Raw genomic sequence first — 24,798 nt, 5'->3', positions numbered from 1 at the left:
GTCCCGCCGCGCGCCCGCGCGAAAACGGTTCGTTTGATTCGGATACGCCATGACAGCTTTTGATAAACACCAGGTTTCCCGTTTCCGCTTCGTCCGCTGCGATTTCGCCGCGGACACCGGCGTGGCGCGGCTGGTCTACGCCTTCGACGACGGCCCGGAGATGACCGAGACCGTCACCGTGCCGGGTGCGCCGTTCCAGCTGGAGGGCGAACGCGCCGCAGCCGTGCAGCGTGCCTTGCAGCTGCTGCACCTGATCGCCGGCGTGAGTTACTACAAGGCTGGCGTACCCGCGCAGGTCAGCATCAACAGCTATGCCATCGATGCCGACACCGCCGCCCTGGTGGAAACCGTCTACCTCAACGGCCTGGGGGAGTTCGCCTACCGCAATGGCCTGAACCTGCGCGGCAGGTTCAAGCTGCCAGTGAATGAGCCCCTCTCCCTGCGGGAGAGGGGTTGGGGAGAGGGCAGCAAAGCCCCTGATCTCAACCTCACCCACCACGCCCTGGTCGCCATTGGCGGCGGCAAGGATTCGCTGGTCAGCATCGAAGCCCTGCGCACTGCCGGCGTGGCCGAGACCGTCACCTGGATCGGTGGCTCGCAGCTGATCCGCGCCTGTGCCGAACGCACCGGCCTGCCGATGCTCAACATCGGCCGCACGCTGGCCCCGGAGCTGTTCGAGCTCAATCGCCAGGGCGCGTGGAACGGGCATATCCCGGTCACCGCGGTGAACTCGGCGATCATGGTGCTGGCCGCGCTGGTACAGGGCGTGGACCAGGTGGTGTTCTCCAACGAGCGTTCGGCCAGCTACGGCAGCCAGATCGCCGGCACCGGCGAGGTCAACCACCAGTGGTCCAAGGGCTGGGCCTTCGAGAAGGCGTTCGGTGAGTACGTGCAGCAGCACGTAGCCGCCGACCTGCAGTACTACTCGTTGCTGCGACCGCTCTCGGAACTGGCGGTGGCCCGCCAGTTCGCCAGGACCGATTTCTACGACGCACATTTCTCCAGCTGCAACCGCAACTTCCACATCCTCGGCGAGCGCCCGGTGAACCGCTGGTGCGGCGTGTGCCCGAAGTGCCACTTCGTGTTCCTGGCGCTGGCCCCGTTCATGCCCAAGACGCGCCTGGTGCGCATCTTCGGCCGCAACCTGCTCGATGACAGCGAGCAGGCCGGCGGCTACGACGCGCTGCTGGAGTTCCAGGACCACAAGCCGTTCGAATGCGTGGGCGAGGGCAAGGAATCGCGCGCGGCGATGGCCACCCTGGCCGCGCGTCCGGAATGGAAGGAAGACGTGTTGGTGAAGCGCTTCGCCAACCTGATCCAGCCGACGCTGTCGGCGGAAGAATTGAAGATCGAACCGTTGCTGGTCATCGACGGCGAGCACCGCATCCCGGCAGTGTTGTGGGAGCGTCTGCGTGCGAATTTCGCAGCTTGATGGCAAGCGCGTCGCGCTGTGGGGTTGGGGGCGTGAGGGCCGTGCCGCGTTCGCGGTACTGCGCCAGCGCCTGCCACGGCTGTCGCTGACGCTGTTCTGCCCGCCGGCCGAGGCCGAGCAGGCGCGTGCCGAAAGCGCGGGCGCGCTGCAGGTGGAAACCGACATCACGGGCGCGGCACTGTCGCGCTTCGAGGTGGTGATCAAGTCGCCGGGCATCAGCCCGTACACACCCGCGGCGCAGCAGGCCAGCGCGCAGGGCACGCAGTTCATCGGCGGTACCTCGCTGTGGTTCAGCGAACACGCCGATGCCGACGGCAACCTGCCCAACACGGTGTGCGTGACCGGCACCAAGGGCAAGAGCACCACCACCTCGCTGCTGGCGCACCTGCTGCGCGCGGCGGGGCATCGCACCGGCCTGGTGGGCAACATCGGCTTGCCGCTGCTGGAAGTGCTGGACCCGCAGCCGGCGCCGGACTACTGGGCGGTGGAGCTGTCCAGTTACCAGACCGGCGAAGTGGCGCGCAGCGGCGCGCGCCCGGACGTGGCGATCGTGCTTAACCTCTTTCCCGAACACCTGGATTGGCACGGCAGCGAGCAGCGCTACATCGACGACAAGCTGTCGCTGGTGACTGGCGGGCATCCGCGTGTCGCGGTGCTCAACGCCGCCGACGAACACCTGCGCGCGCTGCAGCTGCCGCATAGCCAGATCGTGTGGTTCAACCAACCCGAGGGTTGGCACATGGTGGGCGAGGTGGTGCATCGCGGTGCGCAGCCAGTGTTCGATACCTCGAACACGCCACTGCCGGGGCGTCATAACCGCGGCAACCTGTGCGCGGTGCTGGCCGCGCTGGAAGCGATGGGCCTGGATGCGGTGGCCTTGGCCCCGGCGGTGCAGGGCTTCCGTCCGCTGCCCAATCGCCTGCAGACGCTGGGCGAGCGCGACGGGTTGCGTTGGGTCAATGATTCGATCAGCACCACGCCGCATGCCTCGCTGGCGGCGCTGGACTGCTTCGCCGGGCAACGCATCGCGCTGCTGGTGGGTGGGCATGACCGCGGCGTGGACTGGCACGACTTCGCCGCGCACATGCGCGACGACGCGCCGGTGGAGATCGTGACCATGGGTGCCAATGGTCCGCGCATCCACGCCCTGCTGCAGCCCTTGGCCGATGAGGGCCGGTTTGGCCTGCATGCCGGCGGCGACCTGCCGCATGCGGTGGAACTGGCGCGTGGTGCACTGGGTACGCAGGGCGGGGTGGTGTTGCTGTCGCCGGGTGCACCGAGTTTTGGTGCCTACAAGGACTACGTGGCGCGTGGTCGTCATTTCGCTGAACTGGCCGGGTTTGATCCGGACCTGATCAGCGCGATTCCCGGATTGGGCGTGGGCTGAGCGGGGCGCTGGCTCCTTGGGCCAGAAGCTTCCCCCTCACCCCAACCCCTCTCCCGTGAACGGGAGAGGGGCTCGGATTGCTGCGGCTCGTAGCGTACTGGCCCCTCTCCCGTTCACGGGAGAGGGGTTGGGGTGAGGGCCGCGTTTGCCCGTAGACTCCGCGACACAACCCAACCCGGAGCACTCCCATGCAAGCAGCACGAAAGTGGCAGTTGGCAGCGTTGGCCTTGAGTCTTTCGGCGGCGATGCCGGCCTTGGCGAAAATGCAGCAGCGCCCGGTCGAATGGCAGCACGGCGGCGCCACCTACAGCGGGGTGCTGGTCTATGACGACGACGGGGATGCGCGCCGCCCGGGCGTGGTGATGGTGCCGAACTGGCGGGGCGTGAATGCCTCGGCCGTCGCCAAGGCCGAGCAGATCGCCGGCGACGACTACGTGGTGCTGGTCGCCGACGTCTACGGCAAGCAGGTCCGCCCGAAGGACAACGATGAAGCCGCCGCGGCCTCCAAGCCGCTGCGCGAGAACCGCGCCGAACTGCGTGCGCGTGCCCAGGCCGCGCTGGCGGCGCTGAAAGCACAGGCCGGCAAGGCACCGCTGGATGTCGCCCATATCGGTGCGGTGGGGTTCTGCTTTGGCGGTACCACGGTGCTGGAGATGGCGCGCGCGGGCATGCCGCTGGCCGGCGTGGTGAGCCTGCACGGCGGCTTGTCCACGCCGAGCCCGGCCGCTGCGGGCAGTGGCAAGGTGCCGATGCTGGTGCTCAATGGCGCGGCCGACCAGAGCGTCAGTGCCGAGGACATCGCTGCGTTCGGCACGGAAATGGACGGCGCCGGCGCGGACTGGCAGTTCGTCAACTTCAGCGGCGCGGTGCATTGCTTCGCCGAATCCGATGCCAACAGCCCGCCGGGCTGCCTGTATGACCCGCGCGCCGCCAAGCGTGCATGGAAGATGATGGACAACTTCCTGGAAGAACGCCTGGAGCATTGACCGCTTGGGCCGGGCCAGGCTCGGCTTACCGGCAACGCATCAGTGGATGCATGGCTCCGCTCTGGCGCGTCACGCGATTACCGGGCTTTGCGGGCGGCGTCGATGGCGCCGCTGATCGCCGCGCGGGCCTGCGGACTGTTGCGCCAGCAGCTGCTGCCCAGCATGGCCGAGGCCTGGGTCACGATGTCCATCGTCTCGGCGTCGGCCAGCTGTGCCAGCGAGTGGAAGCCCAGTTGCTCCAGCCTTGCCACCACGGTGGCACCCACGCCCTTCACCGCCAGCAGCACGGCGCGCTCTTCGGCGCTGAAGCCTTCGACCGCCATGGCTTAGTGGCTGCGCTCGATGGCGTAGCGGGCCAGGCCGCGCAGGGCGGCGACGGCGTCGCTTTCCGGCAGGCCTTCCAGCGCCTGTTCGGCCGCGTCGGCATATTCCATCGCACGCTTGCGGCTGTAGTCCAGGCCGCCGGTGGCATGGATGGCGGCCAGCACTTCCGGCATGGCAGTGGCATCGCCGTTCTGCACGATCTCGCGCAGGCGCTGGCGGGTGGTTTCGTCCGAATGGGCCATGGCGTGGATCAGGGGCAACGTGGCCTTGCCCTCGGCCAGGTCGTCGCCCAGGTTCTTGCCCAGCTCGTCGGCGTTGGCCGAGTAGTCCAGCACGTCGTCGGCGATCTGGAACGCATAGCCCAGGTGCATGCCGTAGTCGAACAGCTTCTGCTGCACCGCCTCGTCGGCACCGGTGGCCAGCGCACCCAGGCGGGTACCGGCGGCGAACAGCACGGCGGTCTTGCGCTCGATCACGCGCAGGTAGGCCGCCTCGTCGGTGTCCGGGTTGTGCACGTGCAGCAGCTGCAGCACCTCGCCCTCGGCGATGCGGTTGGTGGTGTCGGCCAGGATCTGCATCACCGGCATGCGGTCCAGCTCGACCATCAGCTGGAAGCTGCGCGAGTACAGGAAGTCACCGACCAGCACGCTCGGCGCGTTGCCCCACAGCGCGTTGGCGGTGCTGCGGCCCCGGCGCAGGTCCGATTCGTCGACCACGTCATCGTGCAGCAGGGTCGAGGTGTGGATGAACTCGATGATCGCCGCCAGCTGGTGGTGCTCCGGCCCGGCACCGCCGACCGCGTGGCCGGCCAGCATCACCAGCATCGGCCGCAGGCGCTTGCCGCCGGCGGAAATGATGTGGTCGGCGATCTGGTTGATCAGCACCACGTCCGAGGACAGGCGGCGGCGGATCAGCGCATCGACCTCGGCCATGTCCGGCGCGGCAAGGGTCTGGATGGCGGGCAGGCCCAGCGCGGGGCGGAGGTCTTCGGCGAGGCTCATACGGTTGCTTCTGGGGGTACCCGGCGATTATAGGCGGTGTGCGCCCCGGGGGGCCGGAAACGCTTCCGGCCCAGTGAATACGTATGCAAGCGACACCACCGGCAAAGTGGCGACGCTAAGCTGACCGGCATCTGTTTTCAGCCCCCAGCGGGGCTCCTGAAGCCCGGAGGGGGGCGCTCGATGTCGAAGACTCCATGGTGGCGCGGCGCCGTCATCTACCAGATCTATCCGCGCAGTTACCTGGATACCGATGGGGATGGCGTGGGCGACCTGCCGGGCATCATCGAGCGCCTGGACTACATCGCCTCGCTGGGCGTGGATGCGATCTGGGTCTCGCCGTTCTTCAAGTCGCCGATGGCCGATTTCGGCTACGACATCGCCGACCAGCGTGACGTCGACCCGTTGTTCGGCAACCTGGCCGACTTCGACCGCCTGCTGGCCAAGGCGCATGCGCTGGGCCTGAAGGTGATGATCGACCAGGTGTTCAGCCACACCTCGGTGGAGCACGCCTGGTTCAAGGAAAGCCGCGAGAGCCGCGACAACCCCAAGGCCGACTGGTACGTGTGGGCCGACGCGCGCGAGGACGGCACGCCGCCGAACAACTGGCTGTCGATCTTCGGCGGCGTGGCCTGGCGCTGGGAACCGCGCCGCCGCCAGTACTACCTGCACAACTTCCTGTCCTCGCAGCCGGACCTGGATTTCCATAATCCGGCGGTGCAGCAGGCGACGCTGGACTACGTGAAGTTCTGGCTGGACCGGGGCGTGGACGGGTTCCGCCTGGATTCCATCAACTTCTGCTTCCACGACGCGCAGCTGCGCGACAACCCGCCCAAGCCGGAAGACCAGCGCGTTGGCCGCGGCTTCAGCCCGGACAACCCATACGCCTTCCAGTACCACTACTACAACAACACCCGCCCGGAGAACATCGGCTTCCTGGAGCGCCTGCGCGCGTTGCTGGACCAGTACCCGGGCGCGGTGACGCTGGGCGAGATCTCCTCGGAGGATTCGCTGGCCACCACCGCCGAGTACACCGCGCCGGGCCGCTTGCACATGGGCTACAGCTTCGAGCTGCTGGTGGACGACTACAGCGTGGAGTACATCCGCAGCACCGTGGAAAAGCTGGAAGCGACCATGCGCGACGGCTGGCCGTGCTGGGCGGTGTCCAACCACGACGTGCAGCGCGCAGTGACGCGTTGGGGCGGCCACCCGGCCAATCCGCAGCTGGCCAGGATGCTGGTCGCGCTGGTGTGCTCGCTGCGTGGCTCGGTCTGCATCTACCAGGGCGAGGAGCTGGGGCTGGGCGAGGCGGACGTGCCGTTCGAGGCGCTGCAGGACCCGTACGGCATCACCTTCTGGCCGAACTTCAAGGGCCGCGACGGCTGCCGCACGCCGATGCCGTGGACGGACCAGGCCCTGGCCGGCTTCACCCAGGGCAAACCGTGGTTGCCGATTCCGGCCGAGCACCGCGCGCTGTCAGTGCAGGCGCAGGAAGCGGACGGTGATTCGACACTGCATGCCTTCCGCAACTTCCTGCGCTGGCGCAAGGCGCATCCGGCGTTGGTGGAGGGGACGATCCGCTTCCTGGGCAGCACTGAGCCGGTGTTGTTGTTCGAACGTCAGGCGGGTGATGAGACCTTGCTGCTGGCGTTCAATCTGTCAGGGGATACGGTGCGGCATGCGCTGCCGGCCGGGGAGTGGCAGGCCTTGGCGCTGCCGGGTCCAGTGGCCGGTGCGCTGGAAGCTGGCGAACTGGTACTGCCTGGAAACGCGGTGTACTGCGCACGTCGCAGCTGAGTTCCCGTTTCTCTCTTTCATGCAGGCGGAGATGGCATCTCCGCCTTTTCTTTTACTGTGGCTTTGGCTTGGCTTTTGCTGTGGCTTAAGCCCCTCTCCCGTTCACGGGAGAGGGGTTGGGGTGAGGGTGCTCTTGGCTGCAATCCAACGTTGAAGCCAAGCCAAAGCTCCCCCATCCGCCCTCCGGGCACCTTCCCCCGCAAGCGGGAGAAGGGAATGACCAAGGCCAATGCTGAATCGAAAGCCGAAGCCGAAGCCGAAGCCGAAGCCGAAGCCGAAGCCAAGGCCAGAGCAGAGCAAAAGTAAAAGCCAAAGCCAAAGTGATTCCCACCTGTGGGGAGATCAGGGCACAACTTCCCAGGCAGAGTTCGCCGCTGCTGCACCAGCACCAGTGCAGTGCCAGCAGGTTGCTCCTCGACAGCACTCCCGCCAGGTCGGAAACACTTCCTCGGTACCCCACCACGGCATCCCGGTAACCCGCCACGACATCGTTGCCACCAACGCAGAAGGCCCGCTGCAGACGCAGCGGGCCTTGACTGTGTTTCCGGCAAGAACGGCTTAGAACTTGTAGTTCACGCCGACCTGGTAGGTGCGGCCCCATTCCACGGTTTCCAGCGGACGGTCCTTGCTGCCGGCATAGGTCTCGTACTTGGAGTTGGTCAGGTTGCTGGCCTGCAGGAACAGGCTCAGGCCCTTGAACATCGTGCCGTCGCCGAAGCTGTAGCCCACCTGCGCATCCAGCACGTCCTCGCCCTTGACGTAACGCAGGGTGCGGTTGCCGTTGAAGTTGCCGATCTCACCGATGAAGTCCGAGCGCTTGCGCTGGTTCAGGCGCACTTCGAAGCCACTGTTCTCGTAGTAGGCGGTGAAGTTGTACACGCGCTTGGACAGGCCCGGTAGCATGATCGGCTCGGAGCCGACGCTGGAGGTGGTGCCCGGGTCCGGTGGAATGGTGATGTTGCTGTCGTTGAAGCTGGCGCTGGCGACTACGCCGAAGCCGCGCAGGCCTTCGAAGAACAGGTCCAGCGGCAGCGAGGCGGTCAGCTCGGCGCCGCGCAGGCTGCCACCATTGCCGTTGAACGGCGCGGTGTAGGTGCCGGTCTTGTCGACCACCACGCCCGGCGGCAGCGAAATGGCGTTGGCTTCCAGCCAGGCATCGACCTGCTGGGTGAAGTCGTAGCCGTCGCGCTTCTCGGTGTAGATGTAGGTCTTCAGGTCCTTGTAGAACACCGCGGCAGCCACGTAGGCCTTGTTGCCGAAGTACTTCTCCCAGGACAGGTCGACCGCGTTGGCCACCCACGGGTCCAGGTTCGGGTTGCCGCCGCTGGCGCCGGGCTTGCCGTTGTTGGTGTCCACGCCGAATTCCATCGACGCGCGCAGCTCATCCACGCGCGGGCGTGCGACCTGGCGGGCCAGGGCGAAGCGCACGGTGTTCTCGGCCGGCAGTTCGAAGGCCAGGTTCAGGCTCGGCAGGAAGTCGAGGTAGCTCTTGCCTTCGTTGATCGGGATGACCTGGCTGCCGACCGGCTGGCCGCCATCCCAGTAGTTCGAGCTGGAGGACTGGCGCACGTGCTGGGCCTGGATGCCGACGTTGCCGCGCACCGGGATCGAGCCGATCTGGGTGCTGATGTTGGCACGCAGGAAGGTGGTGGTGATCTCCTCGTCCACCGTCCACTGCTTCGGGATCAGGTAGCTCTCGGTGGTGGTCGGGTTGAACACCATGTAGCGTGCCACGGCGGCGGGCACGTTCCAGGCCGGGATGTAGCCGGCACCGGCAAAGCCCAGGTTGACCGGCTTGTACTGCAGGTCGCCGGCGATGCTGGTGATGCCCTGCGCGCCGAGGTTGATGTTGCCTTCGGCCTGGGTCTTGTTCTTGCTGCGGTCGGCGTAGTTCACGCCCACGTCGAAGTCGGAGAACCAGTTGAAGCCGTCCGGCACCGGGAAGGTCGCCATCAGCTTGACGCCCTTCAGCTCGTCGTCCACGTGCGGGGTCTTGCCGTAGCCCGAGCCATAGATGGTGTTGGTCAGGTACAGCTTGCTGTAGTCGGAGTAGTCCATGCCCGGGGTAAACTGCGGGAAGCTGCCGCCACCGAAGTTGAGCTTGACCGAATCCAGCTGTGGTGCCGGCAACAGCTGCAGGTTGTTCTCCAGGTTGATCTCGTCGCGCTCGGCCTTGGACCAGCTGACGTCGGCCACCACGCGCACGCGCTCGAAGTTGAACTCGTTGTTCCAGCCCAGTGCCTTGATGCTGTCTTCGCGGTGGTTGTACATGCCGCGCACCAGCGGGTAGACGTTGTGCGCGGTGCCGCTGACGAAGCTGCCGTTGTCGTTGACCACCACGTCGGTGACATCCAGCCGGCCGTAGCCGCCGTTGTAGTCGCCCAGGTGGATTTCCAGCTGGTTGGCGGTGTCGTACTCCTTGGCCTTGGTGTAGAAGGCGTCCAGCGTGCTCGTCCAGGTGTTGTTGGGACGGAACTGCAGGGTAGCCATCACGCCGTCGCGCTTGGAGTGGCCGGTGCGGCGCAGTGCCTTGATGCCGTCGGAATAGTAGGTGCCGGCGGCGACGCCCGGGCGCCAGTCATCGCCCCCCAGCGCCTGCCACGGCTCGTACAGGCCGACCTGGTTCTCCTGCTTGGACATCTCCGAGTGGGAGTAACCGATCGCCAGGCCGATGGTGTCGTCGGCGAACTTGTCGACGAAGCTGGCATTGATGCGGTTGCCATACGGGTCTTCGCCGGCGGCTTCGCCCAGCGAGTTCTTCTGGTAGCGGCCGCTGATGGCGATCACGCGGTCACCGTAGCTGAGCGGGCGCACGGTCTGCATGTCCAGCGTGCCGGACAGGCCCTGGCCGACCAGGCCCGAGTCCGGGGTCTTGTAGACGGTGACGCCGCTGATCAGTTCCGACGGGTACTGGTCGAACTCGACGCTGCGGTTGTCGCCGGTGCTGACCATCTCGCGCCCGTTGAGCAGCGTGGTGGCGAAGTCGGGCGACAGGCCGCGCACGCTGATGACCTGGGCGCGGCCGGCGACGCGCTGGGCGGCCAGGCCGGGCAGGCGGGCGATCGATTCGGCGATGCTCACGTCCGGCAGCTTGCCGATGTCCTCGGCCGAGATGGCTTCCACGATCGAGGTGGAATCACGCTTGACCGAGATGGCGCTCTCGATGCCGCGGCGGATGCCGGTGACGGTGACCGTGTCCAGGTCGGTGGCGTCGGCCTTCTTGGCGGTTTCGTCGGCGGTTTGCGCCTGTACGCCGGTGGCGGTCAGTGCGATGGCGGACGCGAGCGCCGCGCTCAACAGGTTGCGCTTGGTGTTCAACATTCTCCCCTCCCAGGTAATGTCGTCGGATTGTTTTTTTCTGCATGCCGGAGTGGTCTCCGTGCACGTGTCGGCGGTGCGATGGGGCTGCCTGCGACATGTCTCGCATGGTAATCAGCGGGCAACGTCACGGAATCGCCCTGCATACGTATTCAATGGGTTTTGCGGTGGTGGAATGGCGGTGAAAACGCTTCCGGCAGGCGAGCGATGCCCGCAGGCGCGGCCCCGGCCGCGAAGCCATTGCCAACGCCGCCACCGGGCATCTGAAGTTGCGCTCCGTCCTTGCGGATCGGTCTGGCCAGCCACGCGGCCGGGGCCGTTCCTGCGGGGCGTCGCGGGTCAGTCCAGCGGCACCAGCCGCACCGCCGCGCCACCGCCGGCGCCCAGCGGCAGGGCCAGGCTGTCACTGCTGCGCACTTCGCGGGTCTCGCGGACGAAGGCAAATGGCCGGGTCTCCCAGTTGGCACCGTCGCCGTCGCGGTAGATCTCGGCGCGGTAGCGGCGCTTGGGATCCAGGAACGACAGCGAGGCCTGCAGGGAATGCGGTTGCTCGTCACCGACGCTGCCGATGAACCATTCCTCCGAGCCGCGTGCCTTGCGCGCCAGCGTCACGTACTGGCCTACCTCGCCGTTGAGCACGTGGCTCTGTTCCCAGTCGACCGCCACGTCCTTGATGAACTGGAAGGCGTCCGGGTGCTGGGCGTAATGCTCGGGCAGGTCGGCCACCATCTGGATCGGGCTGTACAGCACCACGTACAGCGCCAGCTGCTTGGCCAGGGTGCTGCGCAGTGGCAGGCCGTTGCGGCCCTTCAGGCTGACGATGCCGGGGGTGTAGTCCATCGGCCCGCCGAGCATGCGGGTGAACACCAGCGTGGCCTCGTGGCCGGGCGGGTTCGGCGGGTTGCCCCAGGCATTGAATTCCATGCCGCGCGCGCCCTCGCGCGAGACCCAGTTGGGCCAGGTACGGCGCAGGCCGGTGTCCTTGATCGGCTCGTGCGAGTTGATCGCGATGTGCCTGTCTGCGGCCTGCCTGAGCACGCGCAGGTTGTGGTTGCTCATCCACTGGCCTTCGTGCCACTCGCGCACCACCGGGCCACTGGCCCTGTCCTGGCGCTGGATGTCGCCGGCGTCGCAGACGTAACCGGTCTTGACCACGTCAACGCCATTGCGCGCATACAGGTCCAGCGCGGCCGGCAGTTGGCGCTCGTAGTGGCTGACCGCGCAGGCGGTTTCGTGGTGGCCGATCAGGTGCACGCCCTTGTCCGCGCCGTAGCGCGCCAGGCCCGGCAGGTCGAAGTCGGCGGTGGGGCGGGTGAAGTCGAAGCCCCAGCCGTTGGCGAACCAGTCCCCGTCCCAGCCCGGGTTCCAGCCTTCGACCAGCACGCCACGGAAGCCATTGGCGGCGGCGAAATCGATGTAACGACGGGTGTTGGCGGCGGTGGCACCGTGCTTCGGGCCGGTCGCCCAGGTTTCGGTTTCCAGGTGCAGCGACCACCAGACACCGACGTACTTGGCCGGCGTGAACCAGCTCACGTCGCCGATGGCATTGGGCTCGTTGAGGTTGAGGATCAGGCTGGATTCGACCAGGTCACCGGCCTTCTCGCCGACCTGGAGCGTGCGCCACGGGGTGTTGAACGGCAGTGCGCGGACCACCGGCGCGCCGTTGCTGGACGGGGTCAGCGCAGCGCGCAGCACGTCGCCATCGCCACGGGCCAGGTTCATGCCCGCGTAGTCGACCAGCGCGGCTTCGTGGATGGACAGGTGCAGGCCGTTGTCGCTGCGCAGTGTGAGCGGGGTCTGCGCGGTACCGATCTGGTTGAGCGGGGTGCGGTGGTACAGGTACTCCTCGCGGTTCCACTCGAAGGCGGGGATCCACCAGGCCGTGGCCGGTCGCGCCGGGGCGAATTCGGTCAGCTCGGCGTTGATCCGTGCCTGCTGCATCGCCGGTTGCTGCGGGAACTCGTAGCGGAAGCCCACGCCATCGTCGTAGACGCGGAACACCACGTCGAAGCGGCGCCCGTGAGCGACGCCCGAGGGGGCCTTCTCGGTGAAGCTGGCGCGCAGTTCGTTGTAGTGGTTGCGGGTGAGGCGGCGTTCGCCCCAGGGTTGCTCCCAGGTTTCGTCGACGCTGCGGCGCGCCTGCCCGGTCAGTGCCAGGTTGCGCTCCAGCCGGCCGCTGTCGAGCAGGAAGCCCAGCCGCGAGGGCGCGATCACCGCCTCACCGTTGCGCTCCACCCGGTAGGCCAGGCGCCCTTCATGCTGCGATTCGAGGGTGACGGTGAGTACGTCGCCGGGCGAGCTGACGCGGGCCAGTTCGGCCGCGTGTGCGGCGGGCAGGCCGGCCAGCAGCAGGGTGAAGGCGAGTTTCAGGCGGAACAGGCGGGAGGACGGGCGTGGCGGTGCCATGTCGGGTATCAACTCCGGGGTGCAGGAACGGGAAGCAGGTGCCACCACTATTCCAGTTGGTGCAGGGCGTCATGGCCGGCAGGGGCACTGAATACGTATGCACCGGCGGTGCGCATCCGCCACCACGCCTCTACCATGGCCCGGCGCAACGGCGCCCGTACATCGCATCCGTGATTCCCGGAGGGGGGAACCGCTTGATGAAAAGCAAACCGCAATTGTCGTTCTGGCAGATCTGGAACATGTGCTTCGGCTTCCTGGGCATCCAGTTCGGCTTTGCACTGCAGAACGCCAATGCCAGCCGCATCTTCGAGACCCTGGGGGCCTCGATGGAGGCAGTGCCGGGGCTCTGGATCGCCGCGCCGCTGACTGGCTTGCTGGTACAGCCGGTGATCGGCTACCTGTCCGACCGCACCTGGACGCGCTGGGGACGCCGCCGCCCGTTCTTCATGATCGGCGCGGTGCTGACCACGCTGGCCCTGCTGGTGATGCCCAATTCACCGACGCTGTGGATCGCGGCCGGCACGCTGTGGGTGCTGGATGCCTCGATAAACGTGTCGATGGAGCCGTTCCGCGCCTTCGTCGGCGACCAGCTTTCGCCGCGGCAGCGTCCCAGCGGCTACGCGATGCAGAGTTTCTTCATCGGCGTGGGGGCCATCGTCGCCAGCTTCCTGCCGTACCTGCTGGCCCACTTCGGCGTGGCCAACACCGCCGCGCCGGGGCAGGTGCCGGACACCGTGCGCTATGCGTTCTACTTCGGTGCCGCCGTGCTGCTGGCCGCGATCACCTGGACGGTGGTCAGCACCCGTGAGTACTCGCCGGCCGAGCTGGCCGGTTTCGACGATGCCGAACCCTCGCCGCTGCATGCGGCCGCGCCGGTGATCGGCCCGCCGCGCGGGAACCACATCCTCGGCTGGCTGGGGCTGGGCGTGTTGCTGGCGGCATTGATCGCCTGGCGGCAGGGCGACCGCATGCTGTACGTGCTGGCCGGCCTGTGCGCGGCCTATGGCCTGCTGCTGGGCGTGGCCCGGATGCTGCCGGGCACGCACATGCTGGCCACCATCGTCGGCGACCTGCGCACCATGCCCACCACCATGCGTCGGCTGGCCTGGGTGCAGTTCTTCTCGTGGTTCGCCCTGTTCGCGATGTGGATCTACACCACCGCCGCAGTCGCCGGCACCCATTTCGGCTCCACCGACCCGCAATCGGCGGCCTACAACGAAGGGGCCAACTGGGTGGGCGTGCTGTTCGGTGCCTACAACGGCTTCGCCGCGCTGGCCGCGCTGGTGATCCCGCTGATGGTGCGGGTGATGGGCCTGCGCTGGAGCCACCTGGTCAACCTGTGGCTGGGAGGGCTGGGCCTGGTCTCGCTGATGTTCATCAGCGACCCGGCGTGGCTGCTGCTGTCGATGGTCGGCGTCGGCTTTGCATGGGCCTCGATCCTGTCGCTGCCGTACGCCCTGCTGTCCGACAGCGTGCCGTCCACCAAGATGGGCGTGTACATGGGCATCTTCAATTTCTTCATCGTGATCCCGCAGCTGGTCGCGGCCAGTGCGCTGGGCTTTGCCCTGCGCAGCTGGCTGGGCGGCGTGCCGATGCATGTGCTGGTGCTGGGCGGCTGCAGCCTGTTCGTCGCCGGCCTGTGCGTGCTGCGGGTTCCGTCGCAACCGGAGGTGGTGTGATGCGCATGCGTTTGTCGGTGGCAGTCTCGTTGGCGCTGGCCGCCGCTCCCGTCCTGGCCGCGCGGCCGGACTACGTGGGTACGTCCGAGCCCTTCGCCAGCGATGCGGTGTACTTCGTGGTCACCGACCGCTTCGTCAACGGCGACACCGCCAACGACCACCGTGACCAGGGCGGCGCGCACCGCACCTTCGACATCCCGGTGCCGTGCCCGGACAAGATCGACGGCAACATCGGCTACCTCGGCGGTGACTTCAAGGGCCTGCTCGACAATGCCGGCTACATCCGCGGGCTCGGCTTCGGCGCGGTGTGGATCACCCCGATCGTCGACAACCCGGACCAGGCCTTCACCGGCAGCAAGCCGATCAGCTGCACCAGCACGCTGACCGACCGGGGCAAGACCGGCTACCACGGCTACTGGGGCGTGAACTTCTACAGACTGGACGAACACCTGCCCAGTGCCGGCCTGGACTTCGCCGGCCTGACCCAGGGCCTGCACGGTGCCGGGCTGAAGGTGGTGCTGGACATCGTCGGCAACCATGGCTCGCCGGCCTGGACCAAGCCGACCGCCCAGCCGCAGTTCGGCCAGATCTTCGACAAGGATGGCCGGTTGATCGCCGACCACCAGAACCTGCCGCCGGACAAGCTCGACCCCACGCACAACCGGCTGCATGCGTTCTACAACAACATCGGCCCGGTCGATGGCAGCAAGGGCTCGATCTTCGATGGCAACCTGGCCGAGCTGTCCGACTTCAACGAGCACAACCCGGCGGTGATGGACTACCTGGTCGGTGCCTACCTGCAATGGACGGGGCAGGGCGTGGACGCGCTGCGCATCGACACCATCGGCTGGCTGCCGCACCCGTGGTGGCACGCGTTCGTGCAGCGCATCCGCGCGCAGCACCCGGGCATGTTCATGTTCGGCGAAGCCTTCGACTACGACGCCAGCAAGATCGCCGAGCACACCTGGCCAGGCAACGCCAATGTCAGCGTGCTGGATTTCCCGCTACGCGGCGCGATGTCGGCGGTATTCGGCAAGGAGCAGAAGGGCTTCGAGGCCCTGTCCGAACCGTTGCACCTGACCGGCGGGCCGTACGCCAATCCGTACGAGCTGATGAGCTTCTACGACAACCACGACATGGCGCGCCTGGACGCGACCGATGCCGGGTTCATCGACGCGCACAACTGGCTGTTCACCGCACGCGGCATCCCGGTGCTGTACTACGGCTCGGAGACCGGCTTCATGCGTGGCCGCGCCGAGCACGCCGGCAACCGCGCCTACTTCGGCCAGGAGCGCATTGCCCATGCGCCGCAGAGCCCGATCTTCGGCCCCCTGCAGCGCATCGCGCGGCTGCGCCAGGCCACCCCGGCGCTGCAGCGCGGCCTGCAGGTCAACGAACGCCTGCAGGGCGACCAGGCGGTGTTCTTCCGCGTGCTGCAACAGGGCGACACCGCGCAGACCGCGCTGGTGCTGCTCAACAAGGGGGACACGGCGCAGGCGTTCGAGGTGAGCCGCTACCTGCAGGCCGGACAATGGCGCGACGCGTTGGACGGCGGCACGTTGACCGTGCGGCGCACCTTGAAGACCGACGTGCCGGCCCATGGCATCAAGGTGTTCGTGCTGGAAGGCGAGGTACAGCAGGCCGAGTTGAAAGCACAGCTGGATGCCGCAATGGCCGACCAGCAGGCCCGCAACCAACACCTGAAGCGCTGACCAACCAAAGCCCCTCTCCCGCAAGCGGGAGAGGGGTTGGGGAGAGGGTCGCTGCAACCAGCCACCCGCTACAATCCACATCCCCGCATCCCCACGCAGTACCCATGAACGAGCTTTCCCCGCAGACCCCCATCGAAACGCTGCTGCAGACCGCGATGGACGGCAAGCTGCCGATCAAGGCCTTCATGCAGGCGTTTGTCGCCTCGGAAGTCGTGCTGCTCACCGGCAGCCTGGTCACGCCCGACGGCAGTGGCTTCGACCCGTTGCTGTTCGACAAGCAGGGCGTCCTGCATGTGGCGGTATTCACCGACATGTCGCGCGTCGGTTTCCACACCCAGCAGGCGCCGCACAACATCCGCATGTTGATGTTCGAAGTACTGCGCCGCGTACCGGGCGGTTATGGCGTGGTGGTCAATCCCGGTACTTCGCTGGGCTTCGAGATCTCGCCGGCTGGCTTGCAGGAGATCCTCAAGGACTTCAGTTGACCAACGTGCCTGGGTAGGAACGGCTTCAGCCGCGAAGCCGACCACGTCGTCAGCCCCAGGGGAAAACAGCAACTACGGCCAGGGTACTGGCTTCTTCGCTCTCGGCATCGCCACGGAAGCCGCTTCTACAAGGCTTGTCGGCGCGACGATTCCCGCACCACCAGCTTCACCGGGATGTTGATGCCCTCCACCGGCTCGCGCGCGATCAGCCCCAGCAGTTTTTCCACCAGCAACTGGCCGGCCTGCTTGGTGTCCTGTTGCACCGTGGTCAACGCCGGCGATACCGAACCGGCCAGCGGAATATCGTCGAACCCGGTCACCGCCACGTCGTCCGGCACGCGCAGGCCGCGCTCGCGCAGCGTACGCAGCGCGCCGATGGCGATCAGGTCGCTGGCGGCGCAGACCGCGTCGAAACGCTCGCCGCGGTCCAGCAGGGCCAGGCAGGCGTTATGGCCGGAATCCTCGGTGGTGATGGCATCGTGCTGCAGCGCGGCCTCCGGCGTCAGCCCGCGCGCGCGCAGGGCTTCGGCATGGCCGCGGTAACGCTCGGCGAACTCCGGGTAATGGCTGTCGGCATGGCCCAGGAAGGCAATGCGCCGGCAGCCCTGGTCGAGCAGGTGGGTGGTGATGTCGAACCCGCCCTGGAAGTTGTCACTGCCCACCGATACCCCGGGTTGGCCCGGCAGCGCCGCGCCCCAGCGGACGAAGTGCGTGCCCTGTTCGACCAGCCGCTCCAGCCGTTCCACCGACTCGTGGTAATCACCGTAGCCGAGCAGGATGATGCCGTCGGCCTTGTTGCTGTCCTCGAAGTCGGCATGCCAGTCGCTGGACAGCTGCTGGAAGGACACCAGCAGGTCATGCCCATGCAGCGCGCAGGCACGGGTGATCGAACCCAGCATCGAGTGGAAGAACGGGTTGATCAGCGAATCGTCCGGGGTGGGGTCCTCGAAGAACAGCAGCGCCAGCGTGCCGGATTGCTGGCAGCGCAGGCTGGAAGCGTTCTTGTCGACCTTGTAGTTCAGCTGGCGCGCGATCTCCAGGATGCGCTTGCGCGTCTCGGCGTTCACCATCGGGCTGCCACGCAGGGCACGCGACACGGTCGGCTGCGAGACGCCGGCCATGTGTGCGATATCCAGGGAGGTGGCTTTGCCTTTGATGGTCATCATGTGCCGCGGGAAGAGGTCGCCGGGCATCATGCCATGCAAATGCGTTGCCGCCACCGGCCATGCGGGCGCTCAACGCAATGGCGTTGCGCCGCTCTGCAGGCAGTGCTGTTCCAACGCGTCACGCAGCAGGCGGTCGCGCTCGAAATCCAGCCGCTCCGGGTCTTCTTCCAACGCAAGGATCGGCTCCCACTGGAATGCGTCGGCACCGTGCGTGGCCCAGGCCTGCTGCAGTTGCCGGTGCGGATGGCTGCCCTGGCGCAGGCCGAACCACAGCCGGTTGCGGATCGCGGACAGGTTCAGGGCGATGCCTGCCCAGCGCGTATCGGTGGCGGTGCAGTGGATCTGGTAGATGCCGCTTTGTACTTCCTGCCGCTTGTAGTCGGCGCTTTGCTGACGGCGGGTTTGTTTGTCCATGAGGGATTCTCGAAGATGTGGCAATATTGCCCGGGTGTAATTCAGCTGTAGATATTACCCGGATTAAAATAGAGGTGCTATGAACGATCCGCTGAACGCGCCGCACGCCCTGTTCGAGGGGCACCAGCTGCTGGCGAGGGGGCCGCTGCAGCAGGTGGTGGCCGAGGCCGTGGCGCGCGTTGGCGTGGGGGCCGATGGACGGCCATTGCTGCTGCTCAACGATGGCTCCGGGGAAACGGTTGACCTGGACCTGCGTGGTGGGCTGGCTCAGGTGCTGGAGCGCCTGCAGGCCCGTCTGGCACCTGCGCTGGCCGCGCCGCAGGAGGCTGCCGCCCCACGTGAACGCGGTCGTCCCCGGCTGGGCGTGGTGGCCCGCGAGGTGACCCTGCTGCCGCGGCATTGGGAATGGCTGGCCAGCCAACGCGGCGGGGCCTCGCAGGCGTTGCGCCGGCTGGTGGATGAAGCCCGCCGGCGCGAGCAGGAGCAGGGTCTCCCGGCCTCACCGGAGGCCCGTTACAAGGCCATGTCCACCCTGGCCGGGGACATGCCGGGCTTCGAGGAGGCCAGCCGCCTGCTGTTCGCCGGCGACGAGGCCGGTTTTGCCCGCTCCATCGCCCAATGGCCGCAGGACCTGCGCGATTACCTCGGCAGCGTGTCGGCCGAGGCCGAGGATTGATCGCGAGCGCGGGTGAACGCGGGCCGCGGTGTTAACATCCCGCGTTACGCATCCCCCAGTCCCCTTGTCAGGACCCCTTTGCGCCGGCCGCAGCACCGTCGGCGCGGATCCTGGCTCCCAACGGAAGAAACAATCCTATGGCCCGCGGCATCAATAAAGTCATCCTGGTCGGCAACCTCGGCAACGACCCGGACACCAAGTACACCCAGGCCGGCATGGCCATCACCCGCGTGAGCCTTGCCACCACCAGCGTCCGCAAGGACCGCGATGGCAACAACCAGGAGCGCACCGAATGGCACCGCGTGGTGTTCTTCGGCAAGCTCGGCGAGATCGCCGGTGAATACCTGCGCAAGGGTTCGCAGGTCTACGTCGAAGGCGAGCTGCGCTACGACAAGTACACCGGCCAGGATGGCGTGGAGAAGTACTCCACCGACATCGTCGCCAACGAGATGCAGATGCTCGGCGGCCGTGGTGAAGGCGGCGGCGGTGGCGGCGGCAACTTCGGTGGCGATCGCCCGCAGCGCCAGTCGGCCCCACGCCAGCAGGGCGGTGGCGGCTACGGCAACCAGGACCAGGGCGGCGGTTACGGCGGCGGCCAGCGCCAGCAGCAGCGCCCGGCACCGGCCCAGCAGTCGGCGCCGCCGATGGACGATTTTGCCGACGACGATATTCCGTTCTAATTTTTAATAGTGCAGCGATGCAAACAAACCCCAGTAAGTCATTGTACTTGCTGGGGTTTTTCTGTTTACGCGGAGATTTTTGCTTCTTGCTAGTCTGAGTCCAATCTTCTAGCAGTAGAGGATGTAAACGATGGAGCCGGCATTTCGTGTTCGGATCGTCGTGTTCGCCTCTGGCGAACGCTTTCCGGTACTGCTGGATGAGCATGGATGCCCGCTCTTTCGCCCCACCGTGTTTGCGCTGACTCAGGTTCGCGGTAGAAATCTCTCAACTAACACGATCAGCAACGTGCTGCGTGCGATCGTGGTTCTTGAACATTTCTTGGCTGCACGTCGGATCGACATCGACAGTCGTCTGGAGTATGGAGAACTTCTTTCGGTTGCTGAGGTTGAGGGGCTCATACGTAGTAGCCGGCAACCGTTGGCGGAGCTCGGCTCCAGGACGACTGTCTCTTGCACTCAAAGCAAGAAGCCAGCCCTAGCAAAGGAGGCCGTGCGCACCAGGCCTCCTGGACAACGCTTAAAGGAAGTGGCCCCTCAGGTTGCGTCCACGCGTCTGTTGTATATCCGTAGCTACCTTGCTTGGCTGGCAGATGATCGTCGAAGCCGAAATGGCGCGTCGAACGCATTCCTTGCCCGCCTTCAGAGCGCTACGGAGATCACGTTCAGGGCATTGGATAGTCGGATGCGCTGCTCGCCGGCAGCCGGCATCGGAGTTGAGCGGGAGGGGCTATCCGACAGGCAGGTGCAAGAGCTGCTGCGAGTGACCGATCCTGCCTGCGCCGACAACCCGTGGCGCGATGAGCACACTCGCTATCGGAATGCGCTTCTGGTGCGGTGGCTGTTGAATCTTGGATTGAGGATTGGAGAGGCGCTTGGGGTGCGCAACTCAGATATCGACAGCCGATTAGGCGAAGTCACAATCCATCGGCGCGCGGATGACCCAGAGGATCCTAGGCGAAATCAACCCCAAACCAAAACTCGAGCAAGGGTTCTTCAACTGCAGGAAAATCTCCTTGTTCAAACCAATGCGTACATTCTTGAGCATCGATCGGGTTTGCCGAAGTCAAGGGCGCACAGCTTTCTGTTCGCGGCGAGCCGAAGCGGAAAGCCGCTCACTGTTGCTGCTGCGGAGAAGGTATTTGAGGTGCTGCGCACCGCGTGTCCAGATTTGCCAAAGAATCTTTCACCACACCTTCTCCGACATACGTGGAATGACATGTTTTCTAGGCAGATGGATACGGCGAGAGTGACGTCGGCGGAGGAGCAAAAGTACCGAAGCTATCTGATGGGATGGTCGTCGACGTCCGGCCATGCAGCTGTATACACCAGGCGTCACATTCGTAGAAAGGCGAGAGAAGCTTCACTCGCAATGCAGAAAAGAATTGTTGCAGATGGGCATAGTGATGAGTAAGGCTAAACGTAATAGTGTCGTGGCCCCTCTATCGATCCCGAGTAAGGCGCGGACGCCGAGCGGGGTGGAGTTTAATCCACAGCTCGATCACTGGATGTATCGAGACGTTTCTGAGGTGATCAGCTTTCGATTCTCGAATCTTTGTTTTTCAAGTGGCTTGGAGACTTCGGCGAAAGCCGTACTTGTGTGGTACGCGGAAAGGATGGCGTCCGCCCATCTAAGGTTGACGTTCCAACAGCTACCTGAGTGATAGGTTCGATGCCGACACGGTGATGAAGGAACTGAATATTCAGGTGCAAGTGACTCAGAACTTCCAGCAGAATAGTCGTGGCATGGTTAACGCCTATGCGGATGCAAAGCAAGCGGCACTGCGGGAGCAGATCAAGCAGGCGACGACGGAGGAGGAAAAGACCGTGTTGTACGACGAGATCTACAAGCTCCAGTACCAACGACGTTTCCTTGAAACAGTCATCAATATCGTGTCGGCGGACCCGGCCGCAGCCATCACCCAAGGCACTCTGCAACTGGCTGCCACCGCGATGCGCGAAGAGACACTGGCAAACTCGCGGAAGTCGCCGGGGATGGTGATAGATGCAAATGGCACGGTCATCAATAACGTCTCCTATGACAGTGGCGCGTTTGATGGTGTTAAGTTGGGAGGCGTGCGCTTAGATACGGATGCAATCTGTGGCAAGGATAATCATAGGTGTCGTCGTGATGGTGATAATAAGTTGATTGCTGATGATAATGGAAACTATGTTTTTACAGGCAGCGATAAATATCCGACATATGATTCTTTCGAAAGGGATTTAAAGGCATCCAAAGATATACATGGGCCAACAGGAGGGTTCCAGCCCGTGAAAGGGGCATGGTATTTTCCATTTAACAAGGTCGTTCCCTATGGGTCGGGCAGCTTCTCCGACACGTTGGTGGAGGCTTTTGCTGGGACGCATGATTTGTTGGGTGGGCAGATATGGGGCTGGTATGGTGATGATGGAAATACAGCAGTCGATAGAACCAAGTCGCAGAAATTGGCTTCTAGCGTAACGACAGTGATTGCCATTCCGGTGGCTGCACCCTTTGCGCTATCTGACTTGATTTCGTCGGATGTTATTCAGGTTTTGGTCGGGTTGGGAGGGCTGCCGTGAGAAATCTATTCTTTCTTGCTCCTGTTGGATTGGGGATTTTGTTGACGGCTTGCGTCGTGGGTGGATGGAATGCTGATACCTCTAATGGATACAAGGTAATTCAGGCGTACCAGAAAGAGGGTGCAATAGGCCATACTGATGCAAACCAGCGAAGGAAAGATGCTCTTGATTGTGGGGTGTTGAATTATAACGAAGGATCTCTTGATGGTTCAGTGCAGTATCCGGGAATGACGATTCAACAGGTGATGGAGCGAAGAGTTCGCATCGACAATTGTATGAAATCGAAGGGGTACATCATTGACGATCCTGTGAACTGCACCAGTAAGGGCAGGCCAACCGGTTTTTGTAACTGACAATGCGTTTTTTCTTCGAAAATTTGCATCGAGAGTGACGTGTGTTTCCAGGAAAGCAGTTGAGTTATTGGCGGGTGGCGCCATCGACATTGCGTTTAAAAATGAGTGGGAAGAGTTCGATTTTTCGAAGGCCCGACTCCTTTGCTGCCTTTTGTCGGTGCTTGTTGTTGCGGTGGTTAATGTTTTAAGTTTTGGGGTTTCAGATGTTAATAGGTGATGAATCGCCTGGAATTGCATGAGCGCTCCGAAGCTATAAGTTATGGCTTTGGCCGCGATGGTTATGAGTGCTAGGCGTTACGCAAAGAGCATTAGAGCTTGCTTCTGGCGTAACAAAAGTCGTTGCATCCCCGTGGCTGTGCCGTTTGCGCTGTCCGATTTGGTTTCGTCGGATCTGATGCAGGTTTTGATTGGGCTGGGAAGGCTGCCGTGAGAATTCTGGTTGCACTAGTTTCTGTTGGGCTGGGGTTTTCGCTGACGGCCTGTGTCGTAAGTAGGTGGAATCCTGATGTCTATAACGGATATAAGGCGATTCAGGCCTATCAGAAGATCGAGACGATAGGGCGGACTGATTCTATTCAGCGAAAGAGGGATGCATTCGAGTGTGGCGTCATGAATTATAACGAGGGAAATCTTGATGGTAATGTTGTATATCCGGGGATGACGACTCAGCAAGTCATGGAGCGAAGGATTCGTATCGGCAATTGCATGAAGTCCAAAGGGTACGCGATTCGTAGTCCGGAAGATTGTACGAATAGAGGGCGGCCGACGGGGTTTTGCAATTAAGTTGTGTGGTTGCTCCCTCAGGGCGGTTTTGAGATTTATACGTGCGGTTGGGTGGGGGGCTATTTCGCCTAAGTAATTCTGGAAAGGTTACCGTGAGAAGCATTTCTGTCTCAATGGCTCAGCTTGGCGCTGGCGATCGACTGCCATGCCCGGCAGCTGCTGGGTTGGCATCTGTCACGGACCGGTAAGGCCAGCGCCGCGTCCGCCGCCCTGGAGCAGGTGCGTATTACCTGCTACGGCGCACTGGGCCGTGTGCGAGAGCCGTTCGAACTGCGCTCGGACAGCGGTCTGGTATTCACCAGTCGCAACTACACCCGCCTGGTGGGCGGCTACGGCCTGAAGCATGAGTTCATCATGCTGCACTGTCCGCAACAGAACGGGATGGTAGAGCGCGTGATCCGGACATTGAAGGAGCAGTGCGTGCATCGAAGTCGCTTCGAAAGCCAGACCCACGCCTTGTGGGTGATCGGTGGCTGAATCGCCTTCTATCACCAACAGCGCGTGCACCAGGGGCTGAAGATGATGACCCCGGATGCGGCCCATGTCGCTGCATTAGTGGCATGGGCTGAGCAAGGATCGGGAGGGTGTCTCATTGGTCCGGATTTAATGGATATTTATTATGTAAAGGTGAAGGATATTGGGCTCGCATGTCCATTCTCAGTCTCTTGGTGCTGATGATCCATCTATGGATTGTATTAATCAGGAATTTCTTAAGTCTTGGCGGATGGTAAGGCCGCGTGAGTTTGAAGGGGAATATTTCGAAATGCTCGTAGCATTGAAGGATGAATATATTTCCGAGATGCTCTGGCTTCTGTATGGGAAGGGCGTTTTAAGGACTATCGTCACGCCTTTTGATAGTTTGCAGGATGGCCGTCCGTGGTGGGCGATTTTCGCGGCGCGAGAGGTGAATACCATTTCTTCACTAGTCAAAACGAAGGTTGGGAAAAGACGTATTTGGCGATTTTTACACGATGCGAGTGTGTGGGTTTGAGGAAAAGAACGACTCTGGCCCTGAGGTGTCTCCGAGTTTTCCATCAATGGAATGTGGTGTCGCCGGGCTGGTCTCAGGAGGAAGAAGGGGCGGCAGATATGGGGATGGTATGGCAGTGATGGTAATACAGCGACCGATCGAACCAAGTCACAGAAGCTGGCTTCTGGCGTAACGACAGTCGTTGCGATCCCGGTGGTAGCGCCGTTTGCGCTATCTGATTTGGTTTTGTCGGATGTCATTCAGATTTTAATCAAGTTGAGAGGGGCGCCATGAGGGTCGCATTTGTATTAATTGTAGTGGGATTGAGTTCTCTGCTTGCCGCCTGTGTGGTAACAGGGTGGAATCCCGATGTCTCGAATGGATATAAGGCAATTCAGGCTTATCAGAAGAGTGAGGTCGTGGGTCATACTGATGTCGTGCAGCGGAAGAAGGATGCGTTTGATTGTGGTGTCATAAATTACAATGAAGGTAATCTCGATGGCGCTGCTCAATATCCAGGAATGACGGTTCGGCAGGTGATGGAGCGAAGGGTTGATATCGACAATTGCATGAGGTCCAAGGGGTATGTCATTCGCAGTCCAATAGATTGCACAAATAAGGGTAGGCCAATCGGCTTTTGTAACTGACGATGCGTTATTTTCTAGAAAATTTT

20 protein-coding genes are annotated in these 24,798 nt (G+C 63.7%); 14 read left to right on the top strand and 6 right to left on the bottom strand.

Annotation, left to right across the window (positions count from 1 at the left end; translation table 11 throughout):
* Nucleotides 1-49 precede the first annotated feature (49 nt).
* The 3 genes from murL to ATCM_RS11610 all read left to right on the top strand — a co-directional run bounded on the left by murL (nucleotide 50) and on the right by ATCM_RS11610 (nucleotide 3,805).
* A complete protein-coding gene (murL, locus tag ATCM_RS11620; protein WP_132864681.1) occupies nucleotides 50-1,432 on the top strand; it encodes a UDP-N-acetyl-alpha-D-muramoyl-L-alanyl-L-glutamate epimerase in 1,383 nt (460 codons plus the stop codon).
* A complete protein-coding gene (gene murD / locus ATCM_RS11615) occupies nucleotides 1,413-2,819 on the top strand; it encodes a UDP-N-acetylmuramoyl-L-alanine--D-glutamate ligase (protein ID WP_132864680.1) in 1,407 nt (468 codons plus the stop codon). Before murL ends, murD begins: the two co-directional genes overlap by 20 nt.
* 188 nt (nucleotides 2,820-3,007) lie before the next feature.
* Nucleotides 3,008-3,805, top strand: a complete 798-nt coding sequence (locus ATCM_RS11610) for a dienelactone hydrolase family protein (RefSeq protein WP_132864679.1) — start codon at nucleotides 3,008-3,010, stop codon at nucleotides 3,803-3,805.
* Between the two features lie 77 nt (nucleotides 3,806-3,882).
* Here the strand turns inward: ATCM_RS11610 and ATCM_RS11605 are convergent, their stop codons facing one another.
* Nucleotides 3,883-4,128 carry a helix-hairpin-helix domain-containing protein gene (locus ATCM_RS11605; RefSeq protein ID WP_132864678.1) on the bottom strand — a complete coding sequence of 82 codons (246 nt, stop codon included), beginning with the start codon at nucleotides 4,126-4,128 and terminating at the stop codon, nucleotides 3,883-3,885.
* A 3-nt stretch (nucleotides 4,129-4,131) separates the two neighbouring features.
* Entirely contained in the window at nucleotides 4,132-5,130 is a 999-nt protein-coding gene (locus ATCM_RS11600) for a polyprenyl synthetase family protein (protein WP_132864677.1), read from the bottom strand.
* A 180-nt stretch (nucleotides 5,131-5,310) separates the two neighbouring features.
* On the opposite strand from ATCM_RS11600, the gene ATCM_RS11595 reads away from it, so the two are divergent.
* Nucleotides 5,311-6,924 carry an alpha-glucosidase gene (locus ATCM_RS11595; protein ID WP_132864676.1) on the top strand — a complete coding sequence of 538 codons (1,614 nt, stop codon included), beginning with the start codon at nucleotides 5,311-5,313 and terminating at the stop codon, nucleotides 6,922-6,924.
* A gap of 558 nt (nucleotides 6,925-7,482) precedes the next feature.
* On the opposite strand, the gene ATCM_RS11590 is transcribed toward ATCM_RS11595, so the two are convergent.
* Nucleotides 7,483-10,245 carry a TonB-dependent receptor gene (locus ATCM_RS11590; protein WP_132864675.1) on the bottom strand — a complete coding sequence of 921 codons (2,763 nt, stop codon included), beginning with the start codon at nucleotides 10,243-10,245 and terminating at the stop codon, nucleotides 7,483-7,485.
* A gap of 336 nt (nucleotides 10,246-10,581) precedes the next feature.
* Nucleotides 10,582-12,648 (bottom strand): glycoside hydrolase family 97 protein, encoded by a 2,067-nt coding sequence (locus ATCM_RS11585; protein ID WP_132864674.1) that lies wholly within the window; start codon nucleotides 12,646-12,648, stop codon nucleotides 10,582-10,584.
* Nucleotides 12,649-12,845: 197 nt separating this feature from the next.
* Between ATCM_RS11585 and ATCM_RS11580 the strand changes: the two genes are divergently transcribed.
* The 3 genes from ATCM_RS11580 (at nucleotide 12,846) to ATCM_RS11570 (ending at nucleotide 16,524) form a co-directional block, all read left to right on the top strand.
* Nucleotides 12,846-14,327, top strand: a complete 1,482-nt coding sequence (locus ATCM_RS11580; protein WP_132864673.1) for an MFS transporter — start codon at nucleotides 12,846-12,848, stop codon at nucleotides 14,325-14,327.
* Nucleotides 14,327-16,039, top strand: coding sequence for an alpha-amylase family glycosyl hydrolase (locus tag ATCM_RS11575; protein WP_132864672.1), 1,713 nt, complete (start codon nucleotides 14,327-14,329; stop codon nucleotides 16,037-16,039). The genes ATCM_RS11580 and ATCM_RS11575 overlap by 1 nt, the downstream gene beginning before the upstream one ends.
* A 104-nt stretch (nucleotides 16,040-16,143) precedes the next feature.
* Entirely contained in the window at nucleotides 16,144-16,524 is a 381-nt protein-coding gene (locus tag ATCM_RS11570) for an SseB family protein (protein WP_132864671.1), read from the top strand.
* A gap of 125 nt (nucleotides 16,525-16,649) precedes the next feature.
* On the opposite strand, the gene ATCM_RS11565 is transcribed toward ATCM_RS11570, so the two are convergent.
* A complete protein-coding gene (locus ATCM_RS11565; protein WP_132864670.1) occupies nucleotides 16,650-17,687 on the bottom strand; it encodes a LacI family DNA-binding transcriptional regulator in 1,038 nt (345 codons plus the stop codon).
* A 72-nt stretch (nucleotides 17,688-17,759) separates the two neighbouring features.
* Complete coding sequence (locus tag ATCM_RS11560; protein WP_132864669.1) at nucleotides 17,760-18,104, bottom strand: GIY-YIG nuclease family protein; 345 nt, start codon at nucleotides 18,102-18,104, stop codon at nucleotides 17,760-17,762.
* A 79-nt stretch (nucleotides 18,105-18,183) separates the two neighbouring features.
* Between ATCM_RS11560 and ATCM_RS11555 the strand changes: the two genes are divergently transcribed.
* The 7 genes from ATCM_RS11555 (at nucleotide 18,184) to ATCM_RS11515 (ending at nucleotide 24,146) form a co-directional block, all read left to right on the top strand.
* Nucleotides 18,184-18,780 (top strand): DUF2239 family protein, encoded by a 597-nt coding sequence (locus ATCM_RS11555; RefSeq protein ID WP_132864668.1) that lies wholly within the window; start codon nucleotides 18,184-18,186, stop codon nucleotides 18,778-18,780.
* 137 nt (nucleotides 18,781-18,917) lie between these two features.
* Complete coding sequence (locus tag ATCM_RS11550) at nucleotides 18,918-19,460, top strand: single-stranded DNA-binding protein (protein ID WP_132864667.1); 543 nt, start codon at nucleotides 18,918-18,920, stop codon at nucleotides 19,458-19,460.
* A gap of 130 nt (nucleotides 19,461-19,590) precedes the next feature.
* Nucleotides 19,591-20,871 carry a site-specific integrase gene (locus tag ATCM_RS11545; protein ID WP_132864666.1) on the top strand — a complete coding sequence of 427 codons (1,281 nt, stop codon included), beginning with the start codon at nucleotides 19,591-19,593 and terminating at the stop codon, nucleotides 20,869-20,871.
* 272 nt (nucleotides 20,872-21,143) lie between these two features.
* The gene (locus ATCM_RS11540; RefSeq protein WP_207911805.1) at nucleotides 21,144-22,019 is read left to right on the top strand and encodes a hypothetical protein; all 876 of its coding nucleotides are present in this window, start codon (nucleotides 21,144-21,146) and stop codon (nucleotides 22,017-22,019) included.
* Nucleotides 22,016-22,372, top strand: a complete 357-nt coding sequence (locus ATCM_RS11535) for a hypothetical protein (protein ID WP_207911804.1) — start codon at nucleotides 22,016-22,018, stop codon at nucleotides 22,370-22,372. Before ATCM_RS11540 ends, ATCM_RS11535 begins: the two co-directional genes overlap by 4 nt.
* 906 nt (nucleotides 22,373-23,278) lie before the next feature.
* Nucleotides 23,279-23,632 (top strand): integrase core domain-containing protein, encoded by a 354-nt coding sequence (locus ATCM_RS11525; protein WP_243694001.1) that lies wholly within the window; start codon nucleotides 23,279-23,281, stop codon nucleotides 23,630-23,632.
* A gap of 160 nt (nucleotides 23,633-23,792) precedes the next feature.
* Nucleotides 23,793-24,146, top strand: a complete 354-nt coding sequence (locus ATCM_RS11515) for a hypothetical protein (protein WP_132864664.1) — start codon at nucleotides 23,793-23,795, stop codon at nucleotides 24,144-24,146.
* The last annotated feature ends 652 nt before the right edge of the window (nucleotides 24,147-24,798 follow it).

It is taken from the genome of Stenotrophomonas sp. ATCM1_4 (assembly GCF_004348115.1).
GTDB classification, from domain to species: domain Bacteria; phylum Pseudomonadota; class Gammaproteobacteria; order Xanthomonadales; family Xanthomonadaceae; genus Stenotrophomonas; species Stenotrophomonas capsici.
The sequence above is the reverse complement of the archived record's forward strand: the minus strand, read 5'-3'. Positions and strand labels throughout refer to the sequence as shown.